This is a genomic window from Cytobacillus massiliigabonensis, from assembly GCF_900199725.1.
GTDB lineage: Bacteria > Bacillota > Bacilli > Bacillales > Cytobacillaceae > Cytobacillus > Cytobacillus massiliigabonensis.
Map to the genome: position 1 here is coordinate 2,560,559 of NZ_LT904904.1, position 12,333 is coordinate 2,572,891.

Here is a 12,333-nt window from a genome sequence, read left to right on the forward strand (position 1 = left end):
ATAAAACTATTAATTGCTTATAAGAGGAGGTATATTATGAGCACATCATATAATGATGACAGTCTTTCTTTGCATACAGATTTATACCAAATTAATATGGCAGAAACGTATTGGAATGATCAAATACATAATAAAAATGCCGTTTTTGAATTGTATTTTCGTAAAATTCCATTTGGAAATGGATATGGAATATTTGCAGGTTTAGAAAGAGTCATTGAATTTATTGAGAAATTCCGTTTTTCAGATAGTGATATCGCCTATTTGCGTGATGAGTTACAGTATAAAGAAGATTTTCTTGAATATTTGCGCTCTCTTACATTTACAGGTTCCATTCGTTCTTTACAAGAAGGGGAGCTTGTATTCGGAAATGAACCAATTATAAGAGTAGAGGCTCCGCTTGCACAGGCACAATTAATTGAAACAGCCTTGTTAAACATTATTAATTATCAAACTTTAATCGCAACAAAGGCCGCTCGAATTAAAGAGGTCGTTGGTGAGGAAATAGCGATGGAGTTTGGAACAAGAAGGGCACATGAAATGGATGCAGCTATTTGGGGGGCAAGAGCTGCATATATTGGAGGCTTTCAATCAACATCAAATGCTAGAGCAGGGAAAAAATTTGGCATGCCTGTATCTGGTACACATGCTCATGCACTCGTGCAAGCATATAGAGATGAATATACGGCATTTCATAAGTATGCACAAAGGCACAAAAATTGTGTATTCCTTGTTGATACTTATGATACATTGAAATCTGGAATTCCAAATGCCATAAAAGTAGCGAAAGAGCTTGGTGATCATATAAATTTTGTGGGTATTCGTCTTGACAGCGGTGACCTGGCTTATCTTTCGAAAGAAGCGAGGAAAATGCTTGATGATGCAGGATTTCATCAAACGAAAATTATTGCTTCCAATGATCTTGATGAATATACAATCATGAATTTAAAAGGGCAAGGTGCGAAAATTGATGTATGGGGAATTGGAACAAAATTGATTACTGCCTATGATCAGGCTGCTCTTGGAGCAGTTTACAAGCTTGTTTCGATTGAAAATGAAGCAGGGAACATGGTTGATACGATAAAAATCAGCGGAAATCCTGAAAAGGTTACGACACCGGGTCTAAAGAAAGTGTATCGGATCATAAATAAAAAATTTAATAAATCTGAAGGGGATTACATTGCGTTAGACTTCGAGTATCCACAAGATGAAAAACGTTTAAAAATGTTCCATCCTGTTCATACATATATGAAGAAATATGTAACAGATTTTGAAGCAAAAGAACTCCATAAAGATATTTTTATTAATGGAAAACGTGTTTACTCTTTGCCAAACCTTTCATCGATTCAGCAATATGCGAGGGAAAACTTAAATCTCTTATGGGAAGAGTATCGAAGAGCATTAAATCCAGAAGAGTATCCAGTCGATTTAAGCCAAAAGTGCTGGGATAATAAAATGAAGCATATTGAAATGGTGAAACAAAAGGTAAAAGAGTATTTAGAAAAGGGAAAATTGGGGGAAGAGAAATGACATTACAAAAAGAAATAATGCAGAGCCTTCATGTAAATCCGGACATTGATCCAAAAAACGAAATTAGAAGACGGATTGATTTCTTAAAAGAATATCTGATTCGCACAAAAGCGAAAGGATATGTCCTTGGAATAAGCGGTGGGCAGGATTCCACACTTGCCGGCAGATTAGCCCAGCTGGCAGTAGAGGAACTGCGTAATGAGGGGCAAAATGACGTATTATTTATTGCAGTACGTCTTCCATATGGCGTACAAGCAGATGAAACCGATGCAAAGTTAGCTTTATCCTTTATTAAAGCTGATCAAGAATATGTATTTAATATAAAAGCAGCAGTCGATGAGGTCCAAAAAGAATTTAACTCCATTATCCAAGCTCAGCCTTTAAGTGATTATCAAAAGGGAAATGTAAAGGCTAGAATGAGAATGATTGCCCAATACGCTTTTGGCGGTGAAAAAGGGCTCCTAGTTATTGGAACGGATCATGCTGCAGAAGCAATTACAGGATTTTTTACAAAATATGGAGATGGCGGCGCAGATATCACACCATTAACTGGATTAACAAAAAGACAGGGGAAGGCACTGCTGAAAGAATTAGGTGCGGATGAAAGATTGTACTTAAAAGTACCAACTGCCGACCTTCTTGATGAAAGACCAGGACAGGCAGATGAAACAGAGCTAGGCATTACTTATGAAGAATTGGATGATTACCTAGAAGGGAAACAAGTATCATCGGATGTTGCTGAAAAAATTGAAAAACGCTATTTAATCACAGAACATAAAAGACAAATTCCTGCTTCGATGTTTGATAGATGGTGGAAATAAAACAGACGCTTGGGGGAACCCAAGCGTTATTCATACCCAATATGTAATTGAATCCATGATGCCAATCAACAATAGAATCACCCCCGCAATCCTTTGAATAAATAGCCCAATTTTCTTGCTTTTCCTCATTAAGGCTCCATCAACGCCTAACACATAAATGATCATTAAAAAAACAATGAGTGGGACAGAGGTGCCAATCGCAAAAATAGGAGGGAGGACAGCTCCATAAGTTGAATTCAAAACTAAAGGCATAAGCCCAAAAAAGAATAGCGAGAACATCGTCGGACAAAACGAAATAGAGAAGATTGCCCCCATTAAAAATGATCCCATTTTTCCGCTTCCTTTGAATTCTGGCAGTTTTTCACTCACTTTAGACACCCATTTAAGCCGAATCATTCCAATTAGGACAAGTCCCATAACTATGAATAATGGACCCATGAGCTTTCGAAATATCGAAAAGTATTCTGGAAGCATCATTTGCAGCTCTTGACCAAGAAACCACACAAAAAAGCCTAAAGCTGAAAAAACAGCGATTTTGCCGACTATAAAAAAGAATACTTCTGCCCACTGATTTTTAGTCTGAATACTTTTATTGCCATAAAAAGTAATAGCACCTATATTTCCTGTTAGCTGACAAGGTGCCAGCGCACCAACTAAACCTAGTATAAAAGCACCCAGCAGCGGTATTTCTTTGCTCTCATCAACCATGGATAAAAAAGGACCACTTAAAACTTGTGAAAGATCATTGAGCAGTTGATACATCATTATTCCTCCAAGGCTGTAAGATATATTCTTATTAAGCATATCAAATATTTGTCCTAGTGAAGTCTTAATTAATAACAAGTTCGTTAACTTTTTTGAATAGAAAAAAACCGTTTCTTACTCAGAAACAGTTTCATCCATTCCAATTCTTTGTTGAATAGCTTGATAAAAATCTTCTGGATCATCAACATTTAAAATGATTCGTTTAACTTCCTTCTGCATCCCGTAAGCGAAGTTCACTACTTGATGCTCCTTTAAATTTATTTCGAATTGAGGCTTTTCTTGAAAAAAATCGATTACTCTTGCATCAAATAGGTTACTCAGTTCTTTTTTATTTAACTTTTCTGGACCATCGTAATATTTTATTTCTTTTATATTCTCTAAAGGGAGCTCCATGCTTCTGGAAAAGCCTGATTGCAGAAGAAGGCAATCTTTTGTAAGCACAAAAGGGGTAAGACGAATCGCATGAATTTCAGCCAGAAAATATAGAATGGCATATAAATTAAGGAATAGAAGAATGTAAGAAGCCATTTCATTCCATTGATGAAGAAAATAATGAAAGCCAATCGATTCAATGACTGTCGCATGAATAAGCATGATGTAAACAGCATTAACACTTGTCTTTTTATGATAAGTATAGGAGCGACCATTTTGAATATTTACCTTTTTTCGCCAAGCAAAGAGGGAATAATAGAACATAGATAACTCCGACAAGAAAACAGTGATTAGACGATGATTTGGCAGATGATTTTTAACAGTTCTCCTCACATGTAATTGAAAAAGTGAATCTTGTTTTGAAATGGACCGATAATTTCTAATGAGCCTAGGCAGTTTTGATATGATCTTGTAAAGAATGAAGAGCTCAACTAGAATGAGCAATCCTTCCGAAAGGAAAACAATATATGGCAAAAAAGAGTATTGAGATAAATGTTCATTGGGAATAATCATGGACGCAGCACCATAAGCAGCAAGGATTACGATCCCCATATACTTAAGTGAATATCTCTTCCGGATGATAAAGAAGTAGGCAAGCAAAGGAATCACAATCATGAAATCGAGTATCGATCCTATAACTGCACCACTAGGAACTGGAACTGCTATTGGAATTCTATATAAAGTATAATTTGCAGCGAGTATGAAACTAATGAAAATGAAAAATAGAAGAATTTTATTATTTTTTGCACTTATTTTTGTCAAATATAACCACTCCTTCCATTTAATTATACTGTATTTAAAGAAGAAGAAAAACAAAAAATGCAGCAATGGTCAGTTGCTGCATGTAAGAAAAGTGAGTTAATTTTTTGTAAGGATTCGCTGTGCCCATGCAGTTTTTTCTTCGCTTGGCGGCTCAATTTCTTTTAGAGGATAGTCTAGACCGAGCGCTTCCCATTTGTATACACCAAGCTTATGGTAGGGGAGTACCTCAACCTTCTGCACATGATTTAATGAATGGATGAACTCCCCTAGTTTTCTTAAGTCCTGTTCATCATCTGAAATGGTTGGAACAAGTACATGGCGAATCCAAACTGGTACCTCATGATCAGACAAGTAACGAGCAAACGTTAAGATATGATCATTGGTTAAACCAGTCAGTCTTTTGTGTTTCTCTTTATCAATTTGTTTTAAGTCGAGTAGAACGAGGTCAGTATATTGCAATAACTCTTTTAATTGTTCTTGAAATAACGGTGCGTTTGAATAACAGCCACCTGATGAATCAATTGCGGTATGAATCCCAGCCTTCTTGCATTCTTTAAAGAGTTCAATTAGAAAGGGGATTTGCAGCAGCGGTTCACCTCCGCTAACAGTAATGCCACCACCAGATGCTTCAATGAAAGGCAGATAGGACCTTATATCTGACATGATTTCTGAGACAGACATTCGCTTGCCTGTGCCTATCTCCCACGTATCGACATTATGGCAAAATTGGCAGCGGAGCAGACAGCCCTGTGTAAATACAACATATCGAATACCTGGTCCGTCAACGGTTCCAAATGTTTCAATTGAATGTATGTTTCCAATCATGATCATCTTCCTTTCATGCCAGAGGTTAGAGAGGAGGGTTCAAGAAATCGATAATAATGCTGGTTTCTTGAACACTTCCGCTTATATTATTGTCCAGCTCCAGCGCCTATCGCCTATCAAACTTCAGGTCTTCTCCCTACGATAAGTCAACATCGGTTCGCTCACGCAAACCGTGTTTCCTATATCTTAGTCATTAAAATGCGAGGCGAATGTTCAGCCCCGACAAGCATAAGATGGACTGTGGCGTGGCGTAATTTGCCACAGAACAGTACAGCTTATGACCTCGAGGGGCTAGGAGCCGCAGCTAGATTCGAAGCCCTTCCAGTTTGTACGGCGATGACCAAGGCGCTTCCGCTTTTCTTATTACATTGTCTCGTGAAATGTACGATTTATAACGTCCAGCTGCTGCTCTTTTGTCAGTTTAATAAAGTTTACCGCATAACCGGATACTCTAATTGTTAATTGCGGGTATAGTTCTGGATGTTCCATTGCATCTACTAATGTGTCACGATTAAAGACGTTCACGTTTAAATGATGCCCGGATTTAATTGTGTAGCCATCAAGAATAGATACGAGATTACGAATACGGCTTTCATCATCTTTCCCCAACGCTTTAGGGACAATCGAAAAAGTATTTGAAACACCGTCCAATGCATATTGATAGGGGAGCTTCGCGACTGAAGAAAGGGAAGCGAGCGTACCTTTCGTATCACGGCCATGCATTGGGTTAGCTCCTGGTGCAAACGGTTCACCCGCACGTCGTCCGTCAGGTGTATTTCCCGTTTTCTTCCCATACACCACATTGGACGTAATTGTTAAAATAGACAATGTATGAACAGAATCACGATAGGTTTGATGTTTTTTCAGTTTTTTCATAAAACGTTTAAGAATATCAACCGCAATGCTATCTACACGATCATCATTATTTCCGTATTTTGGATAATCGCCTTCCGTAATGAAATCAACTGCTAAACCATTGTCATCACGAACGATTGTTACTTGTCCATATTTGATTGCACTTAATGAATCTGCAACAACACTAAGTCCCGCAATGCCCGTTGCCATTGTACGAATAACCTCAGAATCATGAAGAGCCATTTCAATTCTTTCATAGCTGTATTTGTCATGCATGAAATGGATAATATTTAACGTATTAATATATAAATCTGCCAGCCATTCCATCATATGATCGAATTTATTCATCAGATCTTCATAGTTAAGGAGTTCTCCTGTTATCGGTGCATACTCAGGTCCGACTTGAGCATGCAGCTTTTCATCTTTCCCTCCATTTATCGCATAGAGAAGGGCTTTTGCTAAATTAGCCCGTGCACCGAAGAATTGCATTTGTTTACCAATTTTCATTGCTGAGACACAGCAGGCAATTCCATAATCATCTCCAAATTCGGGCAGCATAATGTCGTCATTTTCATATTGAATAGAACTCGTCTCTATGGACATTTTTGCACAATATTTCTTAAAGTTTTCAGGCAGCTTCGATGACCAGAGAACAGTTAAATTTGGTTCTGGTGCAGGACCAAGGTTATTTAAAGTATGAAGGAACCGGAATGAATTTTTCGTTACTAAAGGGCGACCGTCTAATGCCATCCCGCCAATTGATTCCGTTACCCATGTTGGATCTCCGCTAAACAATTCATTGTAATCGGGTGTTCTTGCAAATTTAACAAGACGAAGCTTCATCACAAAATGATCGACAAGTTCTTGAGCTTCTTGTTCAGTCATCACACCGTTTCGAAGATCTCTTTCTAAATAAATATCAAGGAATGTCGATACGCGGCCAAGACTCATCGCTGCACCATTTTGTTCTTTAATTGCAGCAAGGTAGGCAAAATAAAGCCACTGAAATGCTTCAACTGCATTACTAGCAGGCTCAGAAATATCAAAACCATAAATCAATGCGAGTTGTTTCAATTCATTCAATGCACGAATTTGTTCTGATATCTCTTCGCGAAGCCTTATATTTGTTTCTGTCATTACCCGGCTTGTTGCTTTTAAATCCTCTTTCTTCGCTTTAATTAGTGCATTAACTCCATAGAGTGCAACTCTTCGATAATCTCCAATAATTCTTCCGCGTCCATAAGCATCGGGTAAACCTGTAATAATTCCAGCTTTGCGCGCAAGCTTCATTTCATCTGTATAGGCGTCAAATACACCCTGATTATGCGTCTTCCTATAATCTGTAAAAATCTTTTCCATTTCCTTGCTAGCTTCATAACCATAGGATTCGCAGGCGGAAATTGCCATCCGTACGCCGCCAAAGGGCTGAAGGGAGCGTTTAAAAGGCTTTTCAGTCTGGAAGCCAACAATCTTTTCTTTATCTTTATTTAAATAACCTGGTCCATGTGAAGTGATTGTTGAAACGATTTCAGTATCCATATCAAGGACTCCGCCACTTTCTCGTTCCTGCTTAGTAAGTTCCATCACTTGATCCCAGAGGGAAGTCGTTGCGCCGGTAGGTCCTTCAAGAAAATTTTCATCTCCAAGGTATAGAGTGAAATTGTTTATTATAAAATCACTGACATTTACTTCTTTTTCCCAGTTTCCAGTTTTAAACCCTTTCCATTGTTCCATTTCCATTCACCTCGGGTTAATAAATTGTAATACAGATGCTGGCAATATCTACAATTTGAGTATAACAGATGATTAGTGAAATACCTCACAAACTTTTCGACTTTATTGTGAACACTTATATATCAGCAACTAAAAGAGGGGAAATTGTTATTCGTTCCTGAAACTGTATTATAACGGTTGCTCAAAATGAAAACTCTGTTATATAAAGTTCATTCTCATTATAAAAAAATGTCTTTACAATAAGAAGGAAAGTACTAATATGAAAATAGCAAAATGAATAGCCAGCATTTACCGGTTTAATAGAGATAGAGATTTTGGTTTAATAGAATTATGAAAACATTTAAAAAGATTTCACTTACTATTTTGTTGTCTGTCGCTCTAGCCTTTGGACTTTCTATTCATACAAGCGCCTCTACCGTACACACTGTACAGTCTGGGGATACCATGTGGAAAATTGCTGTTAAATACCAAATAGGTGTTACTGAGATTATCAATGCAAACACGCAAATTTCTAACCCTAACATGATATACCCGGGGCAAAAAGTAAATATTCCAACTTTATCAGCTGCTACAACGAGTGTAGAAGATCAGGTTGTACAGCTTGTTAATCAGGAAAGAGCTAAATACGGATTAAACCCATTAAAATCAAATTGGGAGCTTGCAAGAGTTGCAAGATACAAGTCTCAGGATATGATTGATCGAAAATATTTCGACCATAACTCCCCAACTTATGGAACACCATTCCAAATGATGAAGAGTTTCGGCATATCATATCGTTCGGCTGGTGAAAATATTGCAGCTGGACAGGCTACTCCAAAAGAAGTTGTTCAAGCCTGGATGAACAGTGAAGGGCACAGAAAAAATATACTTTCCAGCAGTTTCACAGAAATTGGGGTCGGTTATGTAAAAGGTGGTTCCTACGGTCATTATTGGACACAAATGTTTATTTCTAGATAATTTAAAAAAGCACCGGAATTTTTTCCGGTGCTTTACTTTTAATCAACTACAATGTATGCAATCATTGGTCCGTTTTGTGATTTATCATGGTGAGTATGGCAAATTAACCGGTAAACTCCATCTTTTTTAAATTGAAGTGGAACAACGGTTTCTTCGCCTTTTTTCACTATGCCTTTAATATCTGTACCCTCTATAGAAAAAGGATGCTCTGCCCCATTTATACCAGAGATCATTAAATTTACTTTTTCTCCTTTTTCCATAAAAATCGTTCCTGGATCCCAGCGATACGATTCAATTTCTTTGCCGTCAGATAATGTAGCCTTAAATTCGCCTGTAACCATATGAATTTCACGAACTTCACCCTTCGTTTCCTGATTAAAAACCGTTTCTGCACTTGTGTTCAAAATTAACCAAATGGATGCAGATGCAACAACAGTAATTAAAATAAGAAACATAATAATGGAGCTTTTTTTCAACACAAAAAATGGCATTTTTTCTCCTCCTTACAAATGGTTGTCCATTATTATAGATATGCAAGGAGGGGGGTAGAACTTGTCTGCTTTATAATATTTTCATTGATTTAAACAAACTATTTATATCTGGAGACAACAAGCAGCATAAAAAACGAAATTAAAATCATTGATATGACAAGAAGCCACGCAAGCTTCATATTACCTGATTCAATTGACATATATATCGCAGTAGACATCGTTTGTGTTTTTCCAGGAATATTTCCGGCAAACATCAATGTAGCACCGAATTCACCTAAAGCTCTTGCAAAGCTGAGAATGGCACCAGTTATTAGCGAGTGGTGGGCAAGTGGCATTGTTACTAGAAAAAATACTTTCCATTCTCCAGCTCCATCTACTCTTGCAGCTTCTTCTATGGCAGGATCAATCGTTGAAAATCCTGTTTTTGCAGACTGATACATAAGCGGCAATGCAACAACTGTCGACGCAATTACGCCAGCCCACCAAGTAAACATCACTGGCTGGTCGAAAATCCACTCGATCCATTTACCTGCTGGACTTGTATTCCCAAAAATCACAATTAATAGAAAGCCGATAACTGTTGGCGGAAGCACTAGTGGAAGCAAAAGGATTGTTTCAGCGATGACTTTTCCTTTAAACTTCTTATTAACCATCCATTTTGCTAGGAGTATTCCAAGTAAAAAAACAATAATAAGCGAAACAAAGGCAATTTTTAATGAGAGCTGTACGGGTGAAAAAAATGTTTCATTCATTCCGCTCAATCCGTTACAATAAATCCGTATTTTTCAAATATTTTATTAGCGGATTCCTCTTGAAGGAATTGAAAAAAGGCTTCGGCTTCTTGCATATGTTTTGTTCCTTTCAAAATGCCTACAGGATAAACAATTGGATCGTGAATATTGCTGTTAGCTTCTTCAACGATTTCAACTTTGTCTGACGTTAAGGCATCTGTCTTATAAACAATCCCTGCATCGACATTTCCAGTTTCTACATATGTTAACACTTGTCTCACATCTTTTGCAAAGACAAGATTTTTCTCTATTTTCTTCCAAACGTTCATATTTTCAAGTGTTTGTTTCCCATATTGTCCAGCAGGGACAGCTTCTGGTGTACCAAGCGCCAGTTTTCCATCCTCAAAGTTTCCCAGATCTTTAAATCCTTTTATCCGATGATCTGATTCTTTTGGTATGATTAAGACAAGCGAATTTTGTAGAAGATCTTTCCCTTTTGTTTTTTCAATAAGACCTTTTGATATAAGCTCATTATACTGATTCTGTGCTGCTGAAAAGAAGAGATCAACAGGGGCACCTTGAATAATTTGCTTCTGAAGCGATCCAGATCCGCCATAATTAAAGAAAACCTTAATGTTCTTGTTTTCCTTTTCAAAAAGGGGCTTCATTTCATTCATTGCATCTTCTAAGCTGGCAGCCGCCGAAATCGTGAGTTCTACAGTCTCTTCTTTTCCTGAATCTGCTGTCTTTTTAGATGGGTCATCTGTTTGCTTATTTGAGCATCCACTAATAATCAGCATGAACAGCAAAAAGAGAATAACCATTAAACCTTTACATTTCATTTTTCAATCATCCTAACTATTTATAATTTTATTTAACAAGTTATAATTAATTATAATTAGATATAACTAATTATAACAGTAATATTTATCACATTATTAAAAATGATTGGATGGATTCTATGTCTGATAATGATGTTTCATACACAATTGAAGAAGTTGCTTCTTTATTAAAAGTTTCTAAGCTAACTGTTTATGATTTAATAAAAAAAAATGAATTGCCATCTTATCGGGTTGGAAGGCAAATGAGAGTGGATATGAAGGATTTAGAAGAATATAAAGAAAGGATGAAAACAGGGGGAAATATAAAAGTACCTCTCAGTCAAAAGAATATTCATAAAATCCAGCAAGAATCCTTTGTAATAAGCGGGCAAGACTTAGCATTAGACTTACTTGCCAAACAGCTGGAAAAGGGGGAAGGGAGCTTGCGTCCTTTACGTGTTTACTCCGGCAGCTTAAACAGTTTAATATCGATGTATAATAATCAATGTGATTTAGTGAGTCTGCATCTGTTTGATGGGGATACTGGCACATATAATATTCCATACGTAAAAAAAATCCTGACGGGTTATCCGTTTATCGTTATTAACTTTTTATCTAGATGGGCTGGGCTCTATGTGAAAAACGGGAATCCGAAAAATATAAAAGGATGGGCTGATTTAAATAGAGAAGATATAAAAATAATTAATCGCGAAAGAGGGTCTGGGGCAAGAATCCTATTGGATGAGCAGCTGAGAGTACATGGGATTAAATCATGTGAAGTAAATGGGTATTATAGTGAAGAAACAAGTCATTTAACGATTGCTTCAGCTATTGCCGGGGGAAAAGCAGATATAGGAATTGGGATTGAAAAAGCTGCAAAAATTGTTGGAGTTGAATTTATTCCTTTAATTAAAGAACGATATGATCTAGTTTTAATAAAAAGGGAAGAGAATAAAGATATCATTCGAAAAATTAAAGACATTTTGAGTTCAGAGGAAATGAAAAAAGACATACATTTAATGGGGGATTACGATATGACAGAAACTGGAAATGTTATGTATGAGACCTTTTAAAAATTGAAAGACTAAAGAGGAAAAATCTTTAGTCTTTTCTCATGTTCGAGGAATTATAAAATTGTATATTGTGGATAACTTTGTGACAGGTTGTCTGCATCTAGCTCCGGTGCCTACCCCCTCGAGGTCACAAGCCAATCCTCCCAGAAAGGTAAAGGACACCTTTCTGAGAGGCTCGTCTTGTGCTTGTCGGGGGTATCAAGGCTCTTGCAAATTTGTATTGTTTATTGTAATCTTGATTCCACTTGTGAACAAACCTCATCTGCAGTTAAGCCGCTTGCCTCAATAACCGGGGCTTTTGTCGAAACGTCCTGCATACCCATTACATTTGAATCTATTCCGCTTACAACACAGCAGGAGCAATCTTCGGCATCAGCAGCCGATTTCAAATCGATGACATCATATCCTTTTTCACGAAGAGCTTCTGAAACGTTCGTTAACGATTGTTCAACTGCAATTTTTTTCATAATAAATCACACCTCCTACGTTGTATAATGCCTTTTCTCTCCCGCAATTATTCTGGATTTTTTTAAGTATAA

12 protein-coding genes are annotated in these 12,333 nt (G+C 37.1%); 4 read left to right on the plus strand and 8 right to left on the minus strand.

Annotated features, from left to right (window positions below):
• Positions 1–36 precede the first annotated feature (36 nt).
• Positions 37–1,527 carry a nicotinate phosphoribosyltransferase gene (locus tag C1726_RS23845; RefSeq protein ID WP_102275433.1) on the plus strand — a complete coding sequence of 497 codons (1,491 nt, stop codon included), beginning with the start codon at positions 37–39 and terminating at the stop codon, positions 1,525–1,527.
• A complete protein-coding gene (gene nadE / locus C1726_RS23850) occupies positions 1,524–2,348 on the plus strand; it encodes an ammonia-dependent NAD(+) synthetase (protein WP_102275434.1) in 825 nt (274 codons plus the stop codon). The genes C1726_RS23845 and nadE overlap by 4 nt, the downstream gene beginning before the upstream one ends.
• Positions 2,349–2,378: 30 nt before the next feature.
• Here the strand turns inward: nadE and C1726_RS23855 are convergent, their stop codons facing one another.
• From C1726_RS23855 to pflB, 4 genes are all read right to left on the minus strand, one after another.
• Positions 2,379–3,110 (minus strand): urease accessory protein UreH domain-containing protein, encoded by a 732-nt coding sequence (locus tag C1726_RS23855; RefSeq protein WP_102275435.1) that lies wholly within the window; start codon positions 3,108–3,110, stop codon positions 2,379–2,381.
• Between the two features lie 117 nt (positions 3,111–3,227).
• Positions 3,228–4,307, minus strand: coding sequence for a hypothetical protein (locus C1726_RS23860; RefSeq protein WP_235822836.1), 1,080 nt, complete (start codon positions 4,305–4,307; stop codon positions 3,228–3,230).
• Between the two features lie 96 nt (positions 4,308–4,403).
• Positions 4,404–5,132, minus strand: a complete 729-nt coding sequence (gene pflA, locus C1726_RS23865) for a pyruvate formate-lyase-activating protein (protein WP_102275436.1) — start codon at positions 5,130–5,132, stop codon at positions 4,404–4,406.
• 363 nt (positions 5,133–5,495) lie between these two features.
• The gene (pflB, locus tag C1726_RS23870; RefSeq protein ID WP_102275437.1) at positions 5,496–7,721 is read right to left on the minus strand and encodes a formate C-acetyltransferase; all 2,226 of its coding nucleotides are present in this window, start codon (positions 7,719–7,721) and stop codon (positions 5,496–5,498) included.
• A gap of 330 nt (positions 7,722–8,051) precedes the next feature.
• On the opposite strand from pflB, the gene safA reads away from it, so the two are divergent.
• The gene (gene safA, locus C1726_RS23875; protein ID WP_102275438.1) at positions 8,052–8,678 is read left to right on the plus strand and encodes a SafA/ExsA family spore coat assembly protein; all 627 of its coding nucleotides are present in this window, start codon (positions 8,052–8,054) and stop codon (positions 8,676–8,678) included.
• Between the two features lie 38 nt (positions 8,679–8,716).
• Here the strand turns inward: safA and C1726_RS23880 are convergent, their stop codons facing one another.
• The 3 genes from C1726_RS23880 to modA all read right to left on the minus strand — a co-directional run bounded on the left by C1726_RS23880 (position 8,717) and on the right by modA (position 10,742).
• Positions 8,717–9,169, minus strand: coding sequence for a cupredoxin domain-containing protein (locus C1726_RS23880; protein ID WP_102275439.1), 453 nt, complete (start codon positions 9,167–9,169; stop codon positions 8,717–8,719).
• A 98-nt stretch (positions 9,170–9,267) separates the two neighbouring features.
• Positions 9,268–9,921 (minus strand): molybdate ABC transporter permease subunit, encoded by a 654-nt coding sequence (gene modB / locus C1726_RS23885; protein WP_102275440.1) that lies wholly within the window; start codon positions 9,919–9,921, stop codon positions 9,268–9,270.
• 5 nt (positions 9,922–9,926) lie between these two features.
• Complete coding sequence (modA, locus tag C1726_RS23890) at positions 9,927–10,742, minus strand: molybdate ABC transporter substrate-binding protein (protein WP_102275441.1); 816 nt, start codon at positions 10,740–10,742, stop codon at positions 9,927–9,929.
• A 95-nt stretch (positions 10,743–10,837) separates the two neighbouring features.
• Between modA and C1726_RS23895 the strand changes: the two genes are divergently transcribed.
• Positions 10,838–11,794 (plus strand): substrate-binding domain-containing protein, encoded by a 957-nt coding sequence (locus tag C1726_RS23895; protein WP_102275442.1) that lies wholly within the window; start codon positions 10,838–10,840, stop codon positions 11,792–11,794.
• A 224-nt stretch (positions 11,795–12,018) separates the two neighbouring features.
• Here the strand turns inward: C1726_RS23895 and C1726_RS23900 are convergent, their stop codons facing one another.
• Positions 12,019–12,261, minus strand: a complete 243-nt coding sequence (locus tag C1726_RS23900; RefSeq protein WP_180968289.1) for a YkuS family protein — start codon at positions 12,259–12,261, stop codon at positions 12,019–12,021.
• Positions 12,262–12,333 lie beyond the last annotated feature (72 nt).